Source organism: Streptomyces cyaneus (genome assembly GCF_004028635.1).
GTDB lineage: Bacteria > Actinomycetota > Actinomycetes > Streptomycetales > Streptomycetaceae > Streptomyces > Streptomyces cyaneus.
Map to the genome: position 1 here is coordinate 1,189,690 of NZ_RQJW01000003.1, position 21,284 is coordinate 1,210,973.

17 protein-coding genes are annotated in these 21,284 nt (G+C 69.0%); 5 read left to right on the forward strand and 12 right to left on the reverse strand.

What is annotated here, in order from left to right:
- Positions 1-15: 15 nt before the first annotated feature.
- The 5 genes from EHO50_RS14065 to EHO50_RS14085 all read right to left on the reverse strand — a co-directional run bounded on the left by EHO50_RS14065 (position 16) and on the right by EHO50_RS14085 (position 6,509).
- Positions 16-1,440 (reverse strand): serine hydrolase domain-containing protein, encoded by a 1,425-nt coding sequence (locus EHO50_RS14065; RefSeq protein ID WP_246101143.1) that lies wholly within the window; start codon positions 1,438-1,440, stop codon positions 16-18.
- A gap of 84 nt (positions 1,441-1,524) precedes the next feature.
- Complete coding sequence (locus EHO50_RS14070) at positions 1,525-2,937, reverse strand: sensor histidine kinase (RefSeq protein ID WP_246101144.1); 1,413 nt, start codon at positions 2,935-2,937, stop codon at positions 1,525-1,527.
- A gap of 5 nt (positions 2,938-2,942) precedes the next feature.
- Positions 2,943-3,614 carry a response regulator transcription factor gene (locus EHO50_RS14075; protein WP_128430379.1) on the reverse strand — a complete coding sequence of 224 codons (672 nt, stop codon included), beginning with the start codon at positions 3,612-3,614 and terminating at the stop codon, positions 2,943-2,945.
- Positions 3,615-3,777: 163 nt separating this feature from the next.
- Positions 3,778-5,763 carry an FtsX-like permease family protein gene (locus tag EHO50_RS14080; RefSeq protein WP_128430381.1) on the reverse strand — a complete coding sequence of 662 codons (1,986 nt, stop codon included), beginning with the start codon at positions 5,761-5,763 and terminating at the stop codon, positions 3,778-3,780.
- A complete protein-coding gene (locus EHO50_RS14085; RefSeq protein ID WP_128430384.1) occupies positions 5,763-6,509 on the reverse strand; it encodes an ABC transporter ATP-binding protein in 747 nt (248 codons plus the stop codon). The genes EHO50_RS14080 and EHO50_RS14085 overlap by 1 nt, the downstream gene beginning before the upstream one ends.
- Positions 6,510-6,714: 205 nt before the next feature.
- Between EHO50_RS14085 and EHO50_RS14090 the strand changes: the two genes are divergently transcribed.
- Complete coding sequence (locus EHO50_RS14090) at positions 6,715-8,046, forward strand: sensor histidine kinase (RefSeq protein WP_128430387.1); 1,332 nt, start codon at positions 6,715-6,717, stop codon at positions 8,044-8,046.
- A complete protein-coding gene (locus EHO50_RS14095; protein ID WP_128430389.1) occupies positions 8,034-8,699 on the forward strand; it encodes a response regulator transcription factor in 666 nt (221 codons plus the stop codon). Before EHO50_RS14090 ends, EHO50_RS14095 begins: the two co-directional genes overlap by 13 nt.
- A 7-nt stretch (positions 8,700-8,706) precedes the next feature.
- Here the strand turns inward: EHO50_RS14095 and EHO50_RS14100 are convergent, their stop codons facing one another.
- From EHO50_RS14100 to EHO50_RS44995, 4 genes are all read right to left on the reverse strand, one after another.
- Positions 8,707-9,894, reverse strand: a complete 1,188-nt coding sequence (locus EHO50_RS14100) for a glycosyltransferase family 4 protein (protein ID WP_128430392.1) — start codon at positions 9,892-9,894, stop codon at positions 8,707-8,709.
- A gap of 31 nt (positions 9,895-9,925) precedes the next feature.
- Positions 9,926-10,660, reverse strand: a complete 735-nt coding sequence (locus tag EHO50_RS14105) for an FkbM family methyltransferase (protein ID WP_246101145.1) — start codon at positions 10,658-10,660, stop codon at positions 9,926-9,928.
- 50 nt (positions 10,661-10,710) lie between these two features.
- Positions 10,711-11,895 carry a glycosyltransferase 87 family protein gene (locus EHO50_RS14110; RefSeq protein ID WP_246101146.1) on the reverse strand — a complete coding sequence of 395 codons (1,185 nt, stop codon included), beginning with the start codon at positions 11,893-11,895 and terminating at the stop codon, positions 10,711-10,713.
- 254 nt (positions 11,896-12,149) lie between these two features.
- Positions 12,150-12,974: an ArsR/SmtB family transcription factor gene (locus EHO50_RS44995; RefSeq protein WP_246101147.1), complete on the reverse strand. Its 825-nt coding sequence runs from the start codon at positions 12,972-12,974 to the stop codon at positions 12,150-12,152.
- A gap of 650 nt (positions 12,975-13,624) precedes the next feature.
- Here EHO50_RS44995 and EHO50_RS14120 point away from each other — a divergent pair.
- The 3 genes from EHO50_RS14120 (at position 13,625) to EHO50_RS14130 (ending at position 15,881) form a co-directional block, all read left to right on the forward strand.
- On the forward strand, positions 13,625-14,113 hold the full coding sequence (locus tag EHO50_RS14120; protein WP_128430396.1) for a hypothetical protein: 489 nt from the start codon (positions 13,625-13,627) through the stop codon (positions 14,111-14,113).
- Between the two features lie 162 nt (positions 14,114-14,275).
- Positions 14,276-14,731 carry a regulator component gene (locus EHO50_RS14125; RefSeq protein WP_246101148.1) on the forward strand — a complete coding sequence of 152 codons (456 nt, stop codon included), beginning with the start codon at positions 14,276-14,278 and terminating at the stop codon, positions 14,729-14,731.
- Complete coding sequence (locus tag EHO50_RS14130; protein WP_128430402.1) at positions 14,718-15,881, forward strand: MAB_1171c family putative transporter; 1,164 nt, start codon at positions 14,718-14,720, stop codon at positions 15,879-15,881. Before EHO50_RS14125 ends, EHO50_RS14130 begins: the two co-directional genes overlap by 14 nt.
- Before the next feature lie 67 nt (positions 15,882-15,948).
- On the opposite strand, the gene EHO50_RS14135 is transcribed toward EHO50_RS14130, so the two are convergent.
- The 3 genes from EHO50_RS14135 to EHO50_RS14145 form a co-directional block, all read right to left on the reverse strand.
- Positions 15,949-16,770 (reverse strand): SDR family NAD(P)-dependent oxidoreductase, encoded by an 822-nt coding sequence (locus EHO50_RS14135; protein WP_128430405.1) that lies wholly within the window; start codon positions 16,768-16,770, stop codon positions 15,949-15,951.
- A 103-nt stretch (positions 16,771-16,873) separates the two neighbouring features.
- A complete protein-coding gene (locus tag EHO50_RS14140; protein WP_128430708.1) occupies positions 16,874-17,725 on the reverse strand; it encodes a phosphotransferase enzyme family protein in 852 nt (283 codons plus the stop codon).
- A gap of 471 nt (positions 17,726-18,196) precedes the next feature.
- Positions 18,197-21,184: a carbohydrate binding domain-containing protein gene (locus EHO50_RS14145; RefSeq protein WP_128430408.1), complete on the reverse strand. Its 2,988-nt coding sequence runs from the start codon at positions 21,182-21,184 to the stop codon at positions 18,197-18,199.
- Between the last annotated feature and the right edge of the window lie 100 nt (positions 21,185-21,284).

A 21,284-nucleotide genomic window follows, 5' to 3' on the forward strand; every position in this document is an offset into this window, starting at 1 on the left:
CGTGGGGCGGGCGGGTCAGGCCGCGGACGTCAGGCGCTGCGCGGAGCGTCCGCCGAGTTGCATGAGGGCGACTGCGCCCGTGTCGCCGTCGAGCACGAACCGGCCCGTGTAGGAGGCCTCGACGGCGTCGACGCGTTGCGCCGTGAAGATCATCCGGTCGTGCAGCGTCACATCGGCGACGAGGCCCGTGCGGTCGCTGAGCCGTATGCCTCCCTGGTGGGGGCGGAGCGAGAAGCGGGTGTCACCGTTGCCGTATTCGCCCAGCAGGCCGGTCGATTCGGGCCACTCGGCCGGCGGCGCGTCGGGCACGTCGGGACGGTAGTCGGCAACGGGTACGCCGCGCAGGCGCAGTTCCTCGACGAGGTCGCTCCACAGAAGCGAGCCCGTGGTCGCGTTGGTGGTGAGGGCCACCGCCAAGCCGGTCTCGGGCTGGAAACGCAGGTGGCAACTGCCTCCGTCGACCGTGCCGTCATGGCCGTACCACGTCGGCGCGGCGGCGTGCGGACGACGGTCCGGGCCCGAGTAGCAGGCGAGGCCAAGGCCCCACCCGTCGGCCATCCCGAACGCATCGGCGGCCGGCACCGGCGTACGCATGTCCCGCCGATGCTCGTCATCCAGCAGGGTGTCCGCGGCCGGATGTTCGCCCATGTGCAGCCGCGCGAAGGCGACCAGGTCCTCGGCACTGCCCGCGAGTGCGCTGGCCGGCGCCCATGTCGGAGGCAGGAACAGCCCCACGGGACGGGCCTGGTGACCATCGGGGCGGACCGCGTGGCAGGTGGCCGGTCGGCGCGCGGAGCCCCCGTCCGACCGGTGCAGGAACACGGGACCGATCCCCAGAGGGCGCAGCAGAAAGTCCCGCACCGCCGAGTGCCACTCCATAGCGGTGACGGCCTCGACGCACCGGCCGAGGAGGTTGTATCCGGTGTTCGCATACGAGAAGCAGCGACCGGGGTGGTGCAGCAGCCGCGTGGTCGCCACACCGGCCGCATAGCGGCGCATGGATTGTTCTGAGGAATCGTCGAGTTCATAGTCCGCGACAAGTCCACCGGTATGGCTGAGAAGCTGTCTCAGCGTCACGGCCGACATCTCCTCGTCGGCCGCCTGCCGCAATTCCGGAACGTACTCGCACACGGGTGCGTCGAGTTCCAGGTCGCCGTCGGAAACCAACTCCAGTATCAGGGTTGCGGTGAACGCCTTGCTCACCGACCCGAAGGCGAACGGGGTGTCCGAGGACACCGGGTCACCGCTTTGCGTGTCGGTCACCCCGACGGCGGCGGAGAGCGTCTTGCCGTTCATGTGCAATGCGAGCTGTGTGCCGGGAACCATGTGCTTCCGGGCAAGCTCGTGGAGTAATTCCGTTATTGACCGTGATTCCACGTTCTCCCCCTTGCCGCTGGACCATCCCTCGTCGGAGCCACAGGTGCGGCTACCCGCACTCAAGGGGTTCGGATAACCGCACCCCCCCATCGTTGATCAACCGAACAGAGCGCGGCAAGGAGTTTCACTGACGAGAAAAACAGCAGGTCAGAGCGCGTTGTCCGACCAGGGGAGGATCGCTCGCACGGTGGTGGGGCCGCCCTGCGGACTGGTGATCTGCACCGTGCCGCCGAGCGCCGCGGCCCGGTCGACGAGGCCGCGGAGACCGGTTCCGGTCTGCGGCGAGGCACCCCCCACGCCGTCGTCGGTGACGATGACGTACAACTGCTCCTCCGCCTCTTCCAAGGAGACGTCGATCGAGGCGGCGGACGCGTGTTTGACGGCGTTGGCGAGGCATTCGGCGACGATGTAATAGGCCGTCGACTCGACCCTGACATCCGGTCGGCGGGTCAGTCCGCTGGACACGGTGACGGGCACATGGAATCGCTCCGTGAGCGCGGTGACCGCCGCGTCGATTCCTCGGTCGCTCAGAATCGGTGGCTGAATTCCGTGGACCAGGTCACGGATTTCATCGAGCGCCTTTCCGATCTCCTGGTGCGCCTCGTCGACCATGTCGGACAACGCCTCGAGGGATTTGTCCTTGCGCCGTTTCGCATGAGCGAGGCGCAGCAGCAGGACCGACAGCCTGGCCTGGGCACCGTCGTGCAGATCCCGTTCGAGACGCCGGTAGTCGGCGTCGTTGACGCGCAGTGCGGCGATCCGCTGCCGCTCGGCGGCCTCCGCGCGCCGCTGCTGCTCGGCCTCGTCGATACGGCCGAGGATCCGATCGACCATCCGCGCCCGGATCTTGCCCATCCAGAAGATCAGGAGCATGAGCGTGCCGAAGAGCACCAAAGAGCACGCGGCCACGAGCAGGCGCACGGCCGCCCCCTCCACCACCACCGTGGTCCCGGGTCCGAAGGCGAGTTGTTCCGGCGGGCCGATGGGCAGGCTGACCACGAAGGCGATGACGGGCAGCGCGAGCGCGAACAGCGGGATCAGCCAGAGGGTGCCGAGCAGCAGCAGGCCCAGGTATCCGATGTCGCCCCAGCCCGCCTCCGGCGCCCCCTCCCGCCGCTCCTTCGCACCCCCCTCGCGCGGGGGGCCCGGCGTGTCGACGGTGCCGCCCCGCATGAAGCCGGCGAGCAGCCGTTCCAGTTCGGCGACGGCGTGCAGCAGGGTCAGGCTGGGGACGAGTCCCGGACGCAGTACCGCGATCCGGCTCCTCGCCTCCCCGGCGAGCGCTCCGGCCAGCGTCTCCCGCCGCGGCAGGTCACCCGTGTCGTGGCCTACGGAACGCACGAGGTGACGGACGAGGGCGGTGACCGACCGCACGATCAGGGTCAGGACCAGCGGCGGGCAGACGAACAACAGCAGCAGGACGGCCCTGAACACCAGCGAGACGACGATCAGCGGCACCAGCAGGAGGCCGGCCAGGCTGCCGATGGAGAGATAGATCAGCCCGGCCAGCACCCGGTACGGAGCCGGAACCCGGCCGCGCCCCGGCCTTGCCCCCACCACCGAGCTCAGTCGCCCGGGCCACGGCGCTGCTTGACCCCGCGCAGATAGTCCAGGACGGCCAGCACGCGTCGGTGGTCCTCCCCCGAATTCGGGATGCGGAGCTTCGCAAGAATGGAGGTCACATGCTTTTCCACGGCGCGTTCCGACACACCGAGCCGCTTGACTATGCCGCCGTTGGTGAGTCCGGTCGCCATGAGTTCCATGACCTGCAGCTCACGGGGCGTCAACAGGTCCGCGGCGCGACGTTCCCGCGGGCTGCCGACGAACTTCCGGTATATCTCGGAATCCAGCACCGTTTCCCCGCGATGAACTCTCCGTACCGCGGCAAGGAACTCCTCGAAGTCCCCGACTCGCTGCTTCAGCAGATACCCCACGCCACCCGGCGCGCACCGCACCAGCTCCTCGGCATAGGAATGTTCCACGTACTGCGAGAGGAGCAGGACCCCCACGTCGGGAAAATTCTTCTGGATGTCGAGCGCCGCCCGAAATCCCTCGTCCACGAAGGTGGGTGGCATTCTGAGGTCCAGAATCACGACGTCGGGCATCCCCTGCCGGATGGTGCCGACGATGTTCTCGGCATCGCCCAGTTGCGCCACCACCTCGATGCCCTCATCGGTCAGCAGTCTCACGACACCGGCCCGTAAGAGTGCGGAGTCCTCCGCAATCACGACGCGCATGGCGACCCCCACCTTCAGGAACGATCAAGAACACGCGACCGACCCGCCGGCCATTGACATACGGCACTGGTTCACGCGACAAGTGGGCGCCCAGCATAGGCCGGTGATGGCGAGGAGTGCCACATACCTCCTCGAGCCTCGCCGCGCCGCTTCTGCCGCGCACTTACTGCCGAGCTACCAGCATCGTGACATTTGCTTGCTTGAGCAAACTTCGGATGGCGATCTGTCCGACGGTCACGGCGACGGCCAGGCACGCGCCGACGAGGGAGAGCAGCAGCGTCCACGGGACACTGACCGGGACGGTGCCGTCGAAGACGCGCAGAGCTCCGCGGTAGGCCCACAAACCCACGCCGACCATGAGCGCCGCAATGCCCGCTCCCACGGCGGTGGTGGTGAGCGTCTCCCACAGCGCCATCCGTAGGAGCTGCGCCCGGCTTGTGCCGACCACCCGCAGCCCGGCGACCTCCCGGGAGCGGCGGCTGTACGACATCACGAGTGTGCTTGCCACTGCGATCAGTGCGTAGGCGCAGGCAGGACCGGTCAGGACGAGGAGCACGAACCGGTTCAGCCGCTGCTGATCCGTGCTGGTGTCGGCGAACCAGCGGGACGTCGTCGTCACCCGGACCTGGTCGGCACCGAGCCGGTCGGCCAGCCGCGCCCCCGCAGCAGCGGGCGAGCCGGCCGTCGCGCCGTCGAGCAGCACCGTGGCCCGCGTGGGAGCGGACGCCTCGGCGGAGACGGTCGTCGGCAGCAACACGTGGGGGACGACGCTGCCGCCGTCCAGTACGGTCGCGACCCTGGCCGTGGCGGGCGCACCCCCGAACAGGCCGTAGGTGAGGCGGCTGCCCTTGTGGTAGCCGTACCAGTCGGCGAACTCCTTGGAGACGGCGACGGTGCCCGGGCGAAGTGCCGTGGCGGTGCCTTCGACCACGGTGATGCGATGGGTGCGGACCAGTGCCGTGAGGTCGGTGACCGCGCCCTGCTCCTTCCACGCCGAGTAGGGCCCCGCGACCGCGAGTTCGAGCGCTGCGGGAGCCGAGACCGCACGCACGCCGGGGGTCTCGCGCAACCGGGCGAGTTGGCCTCGGGTGAGCCCTTCCCCGGAGCGGGGCTCGATCACGAGTTGTCCCACCGTCCGGTGTCGCTCGTCCGCGTCACCGGCAGCGCCCGTGGTGGCCATGACCGATGTGAAGATGCCGACGATCGCCACGATGGACAGGACGGGGCCCACAAGTGAGGCCGTTCGGCGGCGTGAGGTGCTCACCGCCGCCACCGCCAAGCGGCCCGAGACCGAGCGGGTCCACTTCACGGGCGTCAACAGCGCCCTGACCAGTCGCGGCAGATACACGGGGCCGAACAGCGCGGCGGCCAGTGTCAGGGCCATCGTGCCGAACAGGGCCAGGGGAGTTGCCGCTTCCGCGCCGGCTCCGGGAGCGATCATGACCATCACGGTGCCGGCAACGAGGAAGAGCATGCCGAAGCAGCCCCGGCCGACGGTCATCACCTGGGAGTCGAGGTCCGCCTCGCGCAGTGCCTCAGTGGGGCCCACCCGGGCGGCTCGCCGCGACGCGGCGAGCGCACCGAGTACGGCGATGACGAGCCCGGCGCCGGCCGCGAACACCAGCGGACCCGCAAGTGGCCCCGGCCGCAGCGGAACCGGGGAGAGACCGGTTCCGTCGATGCCCCGGACCGCCCACGGCGCGGCAACGGCGGCCGCCGCACAGCCGACCAGACCGGCCGGCACCGCCAAGGCGGCGCACTCCCCGATCACCAGGCGGCGCACCTGAGTCCCCTGAGCGCCGACGAGCCTCAGCAGGCCCATGTCCCGGCGCCGCAGTGCCACACTGAACGCACAGGTGCCGGCGATGACGAAGACGGTCACGAACGCGGAGATCACTCCGGCCATGGCGAGGACGCTCTGTACCCCGCCCATGTCCACGGTGCCGCCGACCAGGGTGTGCCGACTCCCCGAACCGTCCCGGAGGGTCACCGACTGCCCGCCGGCGGTGGACGGCTGCCGTACGGCCCACGTGGCGGCCAGGGTGGTGCCGCAGACCCCGATCAGGGCCACCCCCAGCGCCAGCGCCACGAAGGTGCCCAGGTGCAGCGCCCAGTAGTGGCGTACCGACCGCAGCGACAGACGCCACATCAAGACTCCCAGCGACCGAGCTCGGCGGCGATCTCGTCGACCGAGGGATGGTCGATCTTGCCCATGACCTGCCCGTCCACCAGGAAGATCACACGGTCCGCGTACGCGGCCGCCACCGGGTCGTGCGTGACCATGACGACGGTGCGGCCCGTTTTGTCCACCACGTGCCGCAGCAGGTCCATGACCTGGCGGCCCGTGGCCCGGTCGAGCGAGCCGGTCGGTTCGTCCGCGAAGACGAGCTCGGGCTCGACGACCAGGGTCCTGGCGATGGCGGCACGCTGCTGCTGACCGCCGGAGAGCTGGGCGGGCCGACGCCCGGCCTTGTCCTCCAGCCCCACTTGGCGCAGAGCCTCCATGACGACGGGCCGCCGCACGCGGGCCCCGCTCAACCGCAGCGGCAGCGCGACGTTCTCGTACACCGTGAGCATGGGCAGCAGATTGAACTGCTGGAAGACGAAGCCGATCCGGCGACGGCGGCTCTCGGTCAGTGCCCGGTCGTCACCGGTGTCCAACTCCGTGTTCCCCAGGAAGACCTTGCCTCCGATCGGCCGCTCGAGCCCCGCGGCGCAGTGCAGGAGCGTGGTCTTCCCCGAGCCCGAAGGACCCATGACCGCGGTCAGATACCGCTCGGGGAAACCCACGGTGACGTCGTGCAGCACCGGCACCTCCCCGGCGGCACCGCGGTAGGCCATGGAGACATTGACCAGTTGGACGGCGGGAAGATGAATGTCGGAGGCCAGTGACATGGCGGCGGCGTCCTCGTCTGAGGTCGGGGGCGGGAATGCCAGTCCAGCACGGTGACGGGCACGGGACAGTGGGCCTGTGAGGAGTCTTGAGGGGAGGGTTTTCCCTACCGCCGGTGCCCGGGCAGGGGGCTAGAGTGCTGGGAAGATCGTGAGGCGAAGGCCGACAGGAGGAGATGAGGTGCGGGACCGATCCGCCGTTTTAGCCGTGCCTGAAACGGCCCGTCCCCCGGACCCGGCTACCGACGAGCACCGCGGCGATCCGAGCGTGGCCGTCTGGGCGGCGCTCAGGCGGCGGCCGCTGCGCTTCCTCGTCTCCTGGTGGCCGTGGCGTTGTTGGGCCTTTCTGCTCAGCGGCACGCTCCTCGGCTTCGCCCTCCTGCTCACCCTCGCGGCCCTGCTCTTCCTGGGGCTCGGCCTCTCCGTCCTCGGTATCGGCGTGCTCCTTCTCGCGACCGCCGCGGTCATCGGCGTACCCGTCGGCGCGGTGGAGCGGCGACGCCTGCGCTGGGTCGATCCCACGCCGCTGCCCGACCCGCACGGATCCCTCTCCGGGGTCAGCGCGGCGGCCTGGTTCCGCACCCGGTTGCGGGAACGCGCGACGTGGCGGGAGCTCGGCTACGCAGTGTCGCTCGCCACGGTTGTCACCGCGGTCGGCGTCGGCTTTGTCGCCCTGCTGGGCCTGTCCGTACTTCTCACCGTCGTGCCCGTCATCGTGTGGGCCATCGCCCCCGACACCGTGATGCTCGTTCCGGGGGAGCCGATCTCGGATCCCGTGCAGGCGCTGCCGGGATCGGTGGCCGGACTGCTGGGCCTGACGGTGTGTGCGTACGCGGGAGGCCTGCTCGTCGGAGCACAGGTGCGCGCGGCCTGGTTCCTGCTGTCGGCCCGGGACGAGGACCTCCGCAGCCGGGTGATCGAGCTGACCCGGTCCCGGGCCCGTCTGGTCGACGCCTTCGAGGCCGAACGCCGCCGTATCGAGCGTGACCTGCACGACGGCGCCCAACAGCAACTGGTGGCGCTCACCATGACGTTGGGGCTCGCGGAGCTGGAGCTGCGCGGTCACGACTCGCCGACGGCCGAACTCATCTCGCGGGCTCGCGGCGAGGCGCGCCTCGCACTGGACCAACTGCGCGACCTCGTGCGCGGGATCCATCCCCAGGTACTGACCGACCACGGTCTGACCGCCGCGGTGGCGGAGGTCGCGCTGCGCAATCCGATTCCGGTCACGGTCGACATCGAGCTGCCGCACAGGCTGCCGACCGCCGTGGAGTCGATGGCCTACTTCAGCGTCACCGAGGCTTTGACCAATGCCTCCAAGCACAGCGGCGCATCCCGGATCAGTGTGGTCGGCAGGGTCGACGGGGACCGGTTCACACTGCTGATCACCGACGACGGCCGAGGCGGGGCGGATCCGGTGGCAGGAGCCGGCCTGCGCGGCCTGGCGGATCGACTGGCTATTCAGAGAGGCAGACTCATCGTGAGCAGTCCCATGGGCGGCCCGACGCAGTTGCGGGTGGAGGTGCCGTGCTCCGCGTAATACTGGCGGAGGACGCGGTGCTACTGCGTGCAGGGCTGGTGGAGTTGCTGACCAGGAGCGGCCACGAGGTGGTCACCGCTGTCGGGGACGCCGAGGCGCTGGCGCACGCGGTGGACGCGGACCGGCCCGACGTCGTGATCACGGATGTGCGTATGCCGCCGGATTTCCATGACGAGGGCCTGAAGGCCGCGCTCGCCCTGCGGGCGCGGCACGACCGGCTTCCCGTGCTGGTGCTGTCGCAGTACGTGGCCACGGCGTATGCCACGCAGCTGCTCAGCGGGGGCGGGGACGGCGCCGGGGGGCTCGGCTACCTCCTCAAGGACCGGGTCGGTGAGGTCTCCGAGTTCCTGGACGCGCTCACGCGGGTCGCGGCGGGCCAGACCGTCATCGACCCCGAGGTGGTCCGCGTGCTGCTGCAGCAGCAGTCGGCAGACCGGCCCTTGGGACGCCTGACGCCCCGAGAGCGGGAGGTGCTCGCGCTGATGGCCGAGGGGCTCAACAACCAGGCGATCGCCCAACGACTGGTCATCACTGAGGCGTCGGTGGTCAAGCACTCCAGCAATATCTTCATGAAGCTGGACCTCGATCCCACCGAGGGCAATCGCCGGGTGCTGGCCGTGCTTGCGCATCTGCGGGAGCATGCCGGGCACTGACGCCGAATCAGGTGGGCCGACCGGCTCCGGATTCGTCCGGCCCGGGGAGTGATTCAGGTGTGGGCGTGAGCAACGCCGTCAGGTGGTGGGCGGAGGCGTCCCAGGTCCACTCCTTCTCCACCCAACGCCGCCCTGCCGCGCCCATGTCGGCTCGGTCCGGGGACAGCAGGGTCAGCGCGATGGCCTTGGCGACGGCCTCGACGTCCCGGCCGTCGACCACTCGTCCCGTCTCGCCGTCGAGGACCGTGTCGGGAGCACCACCGGAGTCCCCTGCGATCACGGGCAGCCCGCTCGCCTGGGCTTCCAGGAACACGATGCCGAGGCCCTCCGCCTCGAGCCCGGCCTTACGGGTGCGGCACGGCATGGCGAAGACGTCGGCGAGCGCGTAGTAGTCCGCTGTGTCGGCATGGCTCACGCCGCCCGCGAAGACGACCGAGCCGTCGGCGTACCGGCGGGCGAGCGCGCGAAGCCCTCGCTCCCCCGGCCCTTTGCCGACCAGCACCAGCACCGCGTCAGGCACCACCCGCTGGACCAGAGGCAGGGCACGGATGAGGACGTCCTGCCCCTTGCGGGCCACGAGCCGGGACACGCACAGCACGACCCTCCGGTCCCGGATGGCGAGGCGCTCCCGCAGACGCCGCGCGGCCTCCAGGTCCGGGGCCGCGTCCGCGTCCGGTCGGAAAGCCTGGACGTCCACACCGGGCACCAGCCGGCTCAGACGCGCCCTTGGGCCCAGAGCCGGAGCGATGCGATCCCGGGTGTAGTCGCCGAGGTAGGTGGCGATGTCCACACCATTGCCGATCCTGCGCAGCACCTGCCGGGCCCCTGGCGTGTACGCCCACCAGATCTCGTGGCCGTGGGTCGTGGCCACGATGCGCCGGGCCCCGGCACGCCGCAGCGTGGGTGCCATGGCCGCCAGCGGCGCGGCCGCGCCGAACCAGACGCGGTCGCAGCCGAAGGCCCGCATGATCTCGACGGCGCGCCTACCGACCCGACGGGTCGGCAGCAGGGTGCGGCTGCGGTCCCGTATCACCGGGAACGGCAGCGTCGCGTCGAACTCCCTGTGTCCCGGCTCGCTCGACGTGTAGACGACGACATCGTCGTCCGGCACGCGTGTCGCCATCGCGTGGACGAACGTCTCGATACCTCCCTGCCGGGGTGGAAAGTCGTTGGTGATGACCAGAGTGGTCCCCATGGGCGTCGGCACAGCCTTCGGTCGTGGGCGGTCAGGTCGTGAACAGGTAGTTGCGGCAGTCGTCACTGACATGCGGGGCATGGATCCAGCGGCCGGCCTGCCAGCGGTGCGGCCGGTAGCCGTAGTCCCGAAGGCGCCGCAGGACCTCCGGGGGCCGGGCGCCGTACTTGCGCAGATGCCTGTCCTCGACCTCGAGCAACAGCGGGGGCCGATGAGTCGACAGGGTCTGGTGCGCACCGTCGAGGACACCGAGTTCGGCTCCTTCGACGTCGGCCTTCACGAAACCGACCTTCTCGATCGCCTCGCTCCGCACGAGCTCGTCCAGGGTGCGCAGCGGTGCGGGCACCGGGCGGGACGTAGGGAACTCCACGTTCGGTCCCGGACCGGTGGCCCCCTCGACGAGATAGGCACGGCCGTGGACGGGAAGCCCCCATCTGCGGGGCAGGCTCAGTTCGCCATGGCCCGTGTGGGCACCGAGAGCGCTTCGATGGACGGTGACGTTGCCGCAGCCCAGGATGCGCGAGGCGGCACGGAGCCAGCGGGCCGGGCCGGGCAGCGGCTCAATGCTGTGCACCCGCCCCGCAGGGCCGACGAGCGCCGACAACACCCAGGTGTAGAGACCGTATTCGGCACCGACGTCCACGCACACATCTCCTGGCCCTACGAACTCCGCGACGCCGGCCACCTCGTCCTCGACACAGGACATACGGCGTGCCGACCAGGTGAGCGCCGCAGCCGCACCGGACACGCGCCGCGCACCGGACACCGACGCACCTCCGCGCCCCTCGCCGCGTCCCGGACCGAACCGGCGCACGGTCACCGGCTTTCACCCCCGGGCACGGAGCCGACGGCGACAGCACCGGGGAGATGTGCGACGCCCACGGGAGGAGCGTCCGCGTCGGGCCGCGGGCGGACCGTCTCGCGCCGGACCACCCTCGACGGGCGCTGCGGCGCGGCCTGTCGGGCCCACACCACGAGGACGATCGGCAGCGCGAGATAGCCGAACCGGCCGGCTGGAGCCAGCAGGAAACCGACGCACAGGCCGATCGCAAGACGCTGTGCGGCGGAGGCCAGCCCGGTCGGTGGCCGCAGCAGTAGCGAGGCACCGACGGCGAGCGCGCCGAGCAGGAGCAGTCCGACCGCCAGGTACCAGCCGACCGGTCCCAGCTCCGCGAGCAGGTGGCCGGGAAGCGGGCTGTCCGCCGGAGTCACCGCATCTGCCCGTCCGGTGGGGAAGGCCAGCACCTGCTGGACCATCGGCTGAGGCGACAGGACCGCACTGGGCACAACCAGCAGCAGGGCCCCGACCGAGGCCACGACCGCGCAGCGCACCGCCGCCCGCCTCCCATGGGCCCATCCGAGGAACGCGACGGCGACGGCGACCGCGGGCAACGCCGTCCACTTCAGCGAGCAGGCCGCGGCCAGCGCCAGCCCTGTGGCCACCGGCCGCCCTCGCGCGGCGCAGGCCAGCGCCAGGCACAACAGTCCGGTCAGGGGGAGGTCCACGCCGCTGACGCACAACGGCAGGGCGACCGGGGGTGACGCGATCAGCGCCGCGAGCGCCGCCCTGTACGAAAGGCGGCCGTCCCCGGCAGGCCGGCCCGCATCAGGCGTGTTGAGCACCCGGCGGCCTCCCTCGAGGCCGATGAGGAAGACAAAGGCGCACCACAGGCGTGCGTCGCCCAGGAGGCGCAGCGCCCAGTGATCCGCGCCGAGCAGGGCGCGCGGCATCCCGAGCAGGGCCATGCCCGGCAGATACGGCGTGTAGTCGGCGACCTCGTGCGGATCCTCCAGGTAGGGCGTGCCCTGATGCAGCATCAGGACGCCGGAGCGCTCGATGACGCCCACCTCGCTCTGCTGGGTGCCCGTCAACACGAGGTAGACCAGCGGCACTACGACCGCTCCCACGAGCGCGCACAGCAGCGAGGCCGTACGGGCGCGGGGCCACTGCAGCCGAGCGGCCACGATCGCCGCACACACATACCCGATCCCCGCGCTCAAGCCCCAGGCGCGGTGCGTCGGGAGGTGCGAGACCAGAGGAAAACCCAGTGCCCATACGGCAGCCAGGCACCATCCGGCGACCCACCAGGGTCGGGGCCTCCACTGGCGGCGGACGGTGAGCGCCCGTCCCGCAACCGTCTTCTCAAGCCGGTGAACCATCACGCGGTCAATTGCAGCCCCGTTGCCCATCAAGGTCATGACAGCTAGGTCGAGACCTCGTCTTCCGGTTCTCCCTACCTGGCCGCCGCCGGCGGTCAGTCCTGCCGCCCGAGAACTGCCTCGCCGAGGTGGGTCAGGCGATGCAGCATTCGGTTGTCCCGGCGCTCCACCGCGACCAGTCCGGACCTGCGCAGGACAGCCAGATGTTTGCTGACGGAGGGGTGAGAGAGGTCGAGACGGCGCGAGATCTCCCCGATGGAGACCGGCGATCGTAAGGATTGCAGGACGTTCGCGCGTGTGTGGCCGAGGAGTTCGCTCAGAGCAGCGGTCCGGTCCTCTTCCTGTTGCTGCCAGAGTCCGGCCGCGGAGTCGGTGGTGGGCGGGACGTTGTAGACGAGGACGGGAGCGCCCTGCCCGCCCGTCTCCGTGTCGAGGACCATCGGGGCAGGCGCGAACAGCGACGGGGCGATGACCAGTCCCTCCCCGAGGAGATCGGCGCTCCGCCCTTCCTGCTCGTTGTCCACCTGGAGGAGCGGGGCGCGCCAACTGATCGAAGGATGCAGCTCGTTGAGAACGCTGTCCACACCGCCGGAGAGGATGGCGCGGCCGCGCTCCTCACGTTCCAGTTCGAGGTAGTTCCGTATGCGCCCCCAGAAGGGCGCTATGGCTGCCGAGCTGAAGCGGCGTGCATCAGCGTGCGGTGCCGCCCCCGGCGCCCGTCGCGGAAAGCCGGCACCCGGCGCGCCGGGGGTGCTTGCGCGGCGCAGTCTTCTGCGCACCTTCATGCGCCATTCCACGAACTCGTCCGGCCGCGCGTCCGCGTATCTGAGCGCGGCGAACCGGCCTTCGAGGTCCGGTCCGAGGGAGCCGACGAAGCGGATGCGAGAAAGGTCCTCGACCGTGAGGTGCAGGCAGACCAAGGCGTTGTCTCCTCGACTCGACTTTGCGGTTCGTGGGTCATGTGGTGTCGTAGGCGCCGGCTGCGGCCCACTCGTGTGGGACGGCACTGATCCGCCAGGGGCGCGCCGGGCTGGACCGACCGCGGAAAACCGAGTGGGGGCGGTGATGGCGCGCTGCGGAGCCGGGGGACGACGTGGCGGGGCTGCTCCGCTATCTCTGCGTTCTTGTTCGCACCGAATCAATTGGTGGCGCGGATGTCATCCCTGTGACCCCCTTGTGTTTTTTCTTCACGGCACCGGTGCGGCGCCGGACGTACCACGAAGGGCTCTCGGCAGGTCACCACAGCGTCATGTCCGCCGGTGGTCAGCCGGCGATACGTGCAACCGAAGGCCGACGCAAGCATTCGGGACCGTAGTCAGCGGATGAAAGTGTGTCAACTGATCCGCTGGCGCTCCCTGGCGCTCCCTGGCGCCATCTTCGGCCCGAACACCTCCCCCACCCACTCACCCTGCGCGGTACAGGACAAGATTGAGCCAAAATCGGCCGAGTGGCCGGACGAGAGTGTCCAAGGCCGCAGGCGGACGCTTAGGTTGAGCGGGCGGACGCTCAGGTTGAGTGGGACACCCTGTCCGCTGTACGCAGGAGAGTTTCTCGCCCGGGAGTTGGAGACTTGGCCAGTAGCACCAGTGCCGACAACGGAATGACAGGACCGTCTTCCCTGGCCCGACGGCTTGAAGACATCGTCAATGCCTACTACCGGGGCAACCGGCCTCCCTATAGCAAGATCGCCGAGGAAATCCGCGAGAGCACAGGGCGTACGTTCTCGGCCACCTATCTCTGGGAATTGGCGACGGGGCGGAAGCGGAACGTGACCCGCGACCATCTCCGCGTACTGGCAGAGCATTTCGGCGTCACACCGGACTACTTCACCGACGAGGACGTCTCCGAGAGGGTGCGGCGCCAGATGGAGTTCGCCGTTGCCCTGGGGAACAGCAAGGTACGTACGCTGGCCTTCCGCGCCGACGGACTGTCGGACGCGGGGCTCGACGCCCTACTCGCCCTCGTGAACGCGATGTCCGACGAGTCCGACACGGGGGGACGTCACAACCGTTCCGGCCGGAGGAGCCCTGCGGACGGTCGGGGCAGCAACGGCCAGTGAGAGCAAGCCAGTGAGAGCAAGAGGGACTACGCCCGCTCATGCAAGCACCCAGGCGCCTTTCACCGTTTCCTCTTCCGGGGACGGGGGTGACAGCAGGTGAGGAGAACGGGCGAGTATGCAGAGTTGCAGCGGAAATGCGCAGCGATCCTGCGTGATCTCGGAGTGCACCGGTCACTTTCCTTCGACGCGGTCCGTGAGCGGGTGGAGGAACTCAGGGGCCGTCCACTCGTGCTGAAGGAGTTACCCGAGCAGGCAGCGGTCGCCGGAGCCTGCGGTCTCTGGCTGGGTACCGACGACGCCGATTTCGTCTTCTACGAAGCCCGGACCGCGCCCCTCCACCGAGAACACATAATCCTGCACGAGATCGGCCATGTGCTGTGCGACCACCACCGGGGCATCACGGTCCGGGGTGAGGAGCTGACCGGTCAGCTCCTCAGCGGTCTTCAGCCCCATCTCGTCAAGCGGCTGATGGCACGGACCAGTTACACGACCGCCGAGGAACAAGAAGCCGAGATGATCGCCAGCCTGATACAGAGCGCCGGGAAGACCGGCCCGGTGGCCGGCCCTCTGGGACGACTCGGCGCGTTCTTGGGAGTGACGGTCGATGTCGACGAGTGAGCTGGCGACCCAGGTAGGACTCGGCAGCGTCTTCACCTTGTGGTTCGCCCTCATCTGGCGGGCCCGGCCCGCTCTGCGTCAGCCGCACCAACGAGGCCTGTGGCTCACGGTCCTGGCCGCGACCATCGCCATCACCCTCTTTCAGCCCGTGATCGTCGAATGGCTCACGAACGCCGGACTGGAACTCCGCACGGTTGCTCTGGCCCGCAATGTGATCGGCGTCCTCAGCGCTGGGCTGGTCCTTCTCTTCATGGTCGACTCCACACGTACTCGCCACCTGCGTCTCTGCGTGATGGTGGGGCTGCCGGCCTCCATGGGCTCGCTGCTCATCCTGGGCCTGCTGCGGGTCGATCAGTCGGGCGAGGGAACCGCGTCCGTTCAGGGGCCGGCCGATGCGGCCTCCGCCTACTGGTTGATCCTGATCGTCGCCCATCTGGTCGGTGACGCCGTCGCCCTTGTGGTCTGCTGGTTGTACAGCCTGCGTACCGGAGATCGCGATCTCGTCTGGTCGCTGCGGCTGTTCGCGATGGGGAGCGTCCTCGCGGTCGTGTTCTGGTGCGGCTATCTCTGGCACCTGTACGGCGGCAGCCCCGGCATGCTCCCCTACCTGTCACTGATCATGGGCGTCCACGGCTTCATCCGGGCGGCATCACTGCTGGTCCCTACCGCGACCGCCCTCGTTCGGTCGTGGACTGCTCTGCGGACCACCTGGCTCTTGTGGCCGCTGTGGCGCGATCTCGTGAAGGCGGTGCCCCAAGTGGCGCTCGCCAGGCCACAGCGGACCAGGCTCCAGGAGGTGCTGCGACCGCGTTCCCCGCTGGCACTGCAGGCGCACAGGCAGACCATCGAGACGTATGACGCGTTCCTGGATCTGCAGCGATACGTCCAGCCCGGCGCCTACGAGGAGGCGCACCGGCACGCCCGGCGGGCCGGGGTGCGAGCCGATCGTCTCGCCGCAGCCGCAGTCGCCGGTGTGCTGGGGCAGGCCCGGCGCGCCAAGCTCGTCGGTGCATCGCCGTCCGCCCCCTGTCCCCTGCCGGGTGTGGTTCACGGCAGCCCGGCGACCTTACTGGGGATCGCCCGGATGTGGCCGTCCATGGCCGACGCACTCCCCTGCCACGACCGGCTCTCTCCGGCCCAGCAGCCCTGACGCCAGACTGGTCAACAGGCATATCAGGCCGGAGAGTTGCAGGCGCAGCGGTGTTCACCGAGGAGTGTCAGGAGACCTCGTCACGGCGTGGCGCCACATGGAAGTCGAACGCGAGCGTCCCGGGATCAATGGCCGTCGCCCCGCCATCGACGGTGAGCACGGCACCATTGACATACGACGCTGCCGGGGACAGCAGCCAGCCGATCGCCTCCGCGATCTCCCGCGGCTCACCCGGCCGGCCCAGGGGCAGGAGCCTGGTCACCTCCTCATAGGCGTTCGCCACGCCGTCTCCCTGGAGGTCCGCTTCCGCGGCGAAGCGCGCCATGCGCCGGTCGGCCATCTCGCTCTTCACCCAGCTCGGGCACACGATGTTGGCCCGCACTCCCTGACGCCCGTAATCGACGGCGACGGAACGGCAGAGCTGGAGCAAGGCTGCCTTGGACGTGGCGTACGGGACGTTGCTCGTGCCGTTGCGCAGCGCGGACACCGAAGCGACGGCGACGACCGCCCCGCTCGCCTCCAGCAGGTGCGGGATCGCTGCGCGCAGGAGCAGCAGCGGGCCGGTGACGTTGGTACGCATCACCTCGTCCCAGTCCTCCAGCGACAAGTCGCCTACGGTTCCACCGCGCCCGATACCCGCATTCAGCACAAGCCCGTCGAGTCGTCCATACGCGGCCAGGGCTGCTCGGACGAGACCGTCGGCGGCGTCGGGGTCCCCCACATCGGACGGATACGCGAGTGCCCCGGTCTCCCGTTCGAGACGCCGCAATGGTTCGCTCCGCCGGCCGGAGGCAACCACGTGGTGCCCTTCCTCGCGCAGCAGGCGTACGACGGCCTCCCCAATGCCCGTACCTCCACCGGTCACGATGACAACTCGCTTGTCCGTCACTACTGTTCTGGCTCCTTCGGGATCACAAGGTGGATCCGAGCCTAGAACCCATTGATCCATTGCTGACGACTTTGAGACAAGGCACGACCTCGAGGGTTCGCGATCAGCCGTGGGAATCCAGGCCGTTGCGCTTGAGTGCCGCTCGGATCTGGCTGAGCCACTCTCTGCCCAGTCGGCGCCCGTTGGGGAGTTGGTCGCCTCGATCCCAGCGCCACGTTGTGATCATCGCCAGCACGAGGATCCGGCAGTCGCGCAGCAAGTCCTGATCGACACCCGGATAGTGCTCGCTGACTTCTTCGGGCGCATGGGCGAGGTCGAATTCGACGGGCCCACGGCAACATGTCTCAAGGTCGATGAACAGCAGCCCGTTCCTCGTGGTGAGCACGTTGCCCGGGTGCGGCTCGCCGTGCAGCAGCTGCTCGGCGCCGCCGCGCTCGGCGATCACTCGCCTCAGCCTTCGCAACGTGTCGCCGAGCAGCTCCCGGTCCGCGTCGGCCAGCGCCGGAGTACGGTCGCGGTTCGCCAGGAGTTGTTGAGCCTGCTCGACTCGATCCGTGAAGTGCGGCGTCGGGACATCGAGCCCTCGCATGCCGGCATGCAGCCGCCCGAGCGCATGGGCGTAGTCGGCTGGTGAGACCTCTTGCGGTGTCACAGGGTCGTAGTATGTCCATAGCGTGACCACGAAGCCGTCACGCTCATGGACGCCCGGCTCCACCCGAGGCTGGAGAGCGGCCACCGGGCACCCGGATTCGGCGAGCCGCTGAGCAAGGTCGACTTCGAACTGTGCGACCTGATGTGCCACAGGTGCCACCCGGGCCAGGACGTCGCAAGGCAGCAGACGCAAAGTGAGCTTGTTCGAGTCATGGAGAACGACCGCGTCGTCGACTGTCAGGCCAAGGGATGAGGCCGTCGCCATGGCCGCGGCCACCGCACGTGGGAGCTCCGACACCTGCATCGTCGCCTGGCCCCTCCCCCTCGATCGCCGCCACAACCCTTCCAGCGGTGCAAACCTGCGCACCGTACCAAGACCTTCGGGTAGGTCCTCGTGGTACTGGGCCAGGCGGTCCCGCAGCTCCTCATTCGGCTCGGACGACGGCAGTTGCCGCCACTCCTGCCACCGGTCCGGGAACGAGAACCGCTCCAGGTACGCCGCCGTGCGCGCCACGTCCGGCGGGTCGAGCGCCACCTGGCCGGGGCCGCCGCCGGGGTCCCGTATGTGTCGGCCACCGAAAACGGGGAGTTCTCCGTCGCCACCCGGCGCCGACCGGGGCCAGTAAAGGTCGTTCAGCTGGAAGAAGCCGGTCTCCAGCCATACTGCCGCCCGGAGGATTCCAGCCCTTGAAAGTAGATCCACATACTCACGCCCGGCAAGCTACCCGACACCGGGTGGGCCCGGGGTTCGTGCTCCCCCGGGCCCGCGCACCGCTTACTTCAGGTAGGGACCGTCGGTCCCGATCTTGCCGGGGCCGTTCAGCACGTACACCCTCAGGTTGCCCTTGCCCGGCGCTGTCACGGAGAGCGTGCCGTTGGAGACGGACTTCACGTCGCCGGTGACGGCGTCCCGGTAGGTGCCGTTCGGGATGCCGGTGTAGGTCGCGCCGTCGGTGACCGTGACGAGCGCGAAGCTGTCGGTGTCGCCGCTGGTGTAGCGGCGCTTGAACGCCATCGAGCCGCTGATGCCGCCGGTCGAGTACTGGCCCATCTGGAGGGCAGGGACGGAACGGCGGATCTGGTTCAGGCGCTGGAGGTGCTTCGCGAGCGGCTGCGCCAGGGTGGTGGCGACCTCGCCGGTTGCCGAGTCCGCGGTGCCGAACGCCGAGGCCGTGACGGTGCCTTGAAGGTGGTCGCCGTAGTACGCGCGGCCCGTGGACGCCAGGGGGCAGGTCGGCCCGCAGTCGATCTGCTTGCCCTTCTGGAACTCGATCTCCGAGCCGTAGTACAGGGTCGGGATGCCGCGGAACGTCCACATCAGCGCCATGTTCTCGGCCCAGGCGTCGGTACCGCCGGTGTAGCGGGTGCTCGACTTGTTGGGGCCGTAGTCGTGGCTGTCGACGTAGACGACGTTGTACGTGGCGTCGTTGACGCTGTCGTCGGAGTCCTTGCCGTTGCTGAAGGCGTTCTGCGCCTCGCTGAAGTTCATGTGCATGCGCATGTCGATGACGTTCATGCCGGAGAACTGGCTGCGATCCGGGGTGTGGTAGCTGTTGCCGTTCAGGAAGGCGTTGGTCGATGTCGGCTGGTTGCCGGTGCCTAGGTTGTTCTCGTAGTTGAACTGCTCGATGGCCGCCGTCTCGTCGTCGGCGCTGTATTCCTTGCGTTCCTTCCAGGTGAAGAACTGCGCGGAGTGGTTCACGGATCCGCGGTTCCACTTGTCGTTGACGAAGGCGCCGACCTCGCCGAAGACGAAGAAGTTCTGGGCCGCCGTGGTGCCGAACTTCTGGGTCACGCGGTCGTGGATCGCGGGCAGGAAGCGGCGGTTCCAGGTCACCCGCGGAATGTGTACGGCGGTGTCGATACGGAAGCCGTCCACGCCCATGTCGATGTACTTGTTGTAGGCGCCGATCAGATAGTTCTGCACGGGCGTCGACTCGGTGTTGAAGTCGGCGAGGTCCTCGTGCAGCCAGCAGGAGCGGGAGTCCTCGCCCTCCCAGTTGCCGATCCAGCACTGGTGGTAGTACGCCTTCGGGAACATGCCCGAAGTGGGGCTCGGCCACTGGCAGTTGTAGAGCGTGTAGCCCTCGGCGCTCTTGCCGCCGGTCGGCTTGCCCCAGTTGACGCAGGTGTTGCCGGTGGGTTCGGTGGTGGACCACAGGTCGCCGTTGTAGTACGACTTCCCGGACTTGGGCTCGACGGTCAGGCCGTCGTACTCGAAGCCCTCGTTCTTCTCGTCGTAGTACCAGCTCCACTGGGAGTCGCGAACGCCGTACACGGTGGGCGTGTACAGGCCCTTGGCGCCCCAGCGGGAGCTGTGGTTGTAGACGACGTCCTGGTAGATCTTCATGCCCTTGGCGTGGGCAGCGTTGATGAGGTCCTGGTAGGTGGCGCCGGCCGACTCCAGGCGCGGGTCGACCTTGTAGAAGTCGTAGCCGTGGTAGCCGTGGTAGTCGTAGTCCGAGCGGTTGAGGACGACCGGGGTGATCCAGACCGCGGAGAAGCCGAGCGCTTTGATGTAGTCGAGCTTGTCGACCAGGCCCTTGAAGTCACCCCGGAACATGGGGTCGTTGTTCGCCGCGTTGCCGGACTTGGTGTGCTGGCTGCCGCCGCGGTTGTTGGAGCTGTCACCGTCGTGGAAACGGGCGGTGAGAACGAAGTAGATGGGGTCCTTGCGGGGGTCGGTGCCGAGCGGGGTGCCGGCGGCCGGGGCGGGGGCCTTCTCACTGGTCGTCGCGGTCGCCTCGGCGGAGGCGGGTGAGGTGTTCCCGGCGGCGTCGACGGCCTTCACGGTGTAGGTGTAGGCCGTTTTCTCCTCAAGTCCCGTGTCGGAGTGGACGGTTGAGCCTACGTCCGTGACGACGGTGCCCTTGGTTCCGCCGGTGCGTGTGACCTGGTACTTGGTCACGCCCTTGTTGTCGTTGGCGGCGTCCCAGCTCACCACGATCGACGTGTTGGTGGCGCTCGCGGTGACCTTGGCCGGGGCGGTGGGCGCCTCGGTGTCGGGCTCCTCGGCGCCGCAGGGGTTGGTGGCGCCGGTGGTGACCGTCTTGTCCTTCACGGTCGTGGTGCCGGTCGGGATCGTGTAGTCGGCGCTGTTGTTGTTGTCCCAGACGCCGTTGCCGTTGTTGAACGCGGCCTTCAGCGAGGTGGCGGTGCCGATGTCGAGGGTCTTCTTCCACCAGCCGGTGCAGGCGGACTCCATGCCGACGCCGGGCACGGTCGTCCACGATCCGCCGGTGAGCGCGTAGTGGATGTTGGCGGTGGTCCAGCCGGAAGTCGCGGTCGAGTAGTAGACGGTGGCCTGGTTGCCGGTGCCCGTGCCGGTGTCGGCGCACGGGTCGCTGTGGGCGATCACACCGTCCTTGACCGTGATGGTGCCGGTGCCCAGCGCGTAGTTGTTCCCGCCGTTGTTGTCCCAGGTGCCGCTGCCGTTGTTGAAGGTGGCCTGCAGCCCGGCGGCCGAGCCGAGGTCGACGGTCTTCTTCACCCAGTCCGTGCAGGCGCTCTCCATCCGCACGCCGGGGACGGTCGTCCAGGCCCCGCCGTCCGGTGCGTAGTGCAGATACGTCGACGACCAGTTCTTGGTCTTCGTGTAGAAGAAGACCGTCGCCGTGTTGGCCGTGTCGGCCGTATCGGCCACCGGCTGAAGTGGCGGCGCCGGCTCTACGACCGGTGTTGTGGACAGCAGCCCGAGCAGCCCGGTCGCCACCACGAACGCCACGAGGGGGCTTCGTGGGCGGCGCGGAGGTGCAGATCTCATGGCCACTCCAATACGGGGCGGATCCCGGGCGGTTCACGCGTCCCTGCAAAACCAACCGGAAAGTTCCTGAAAGGGCTTGCAGCGCGGAAGCTACAGGGAC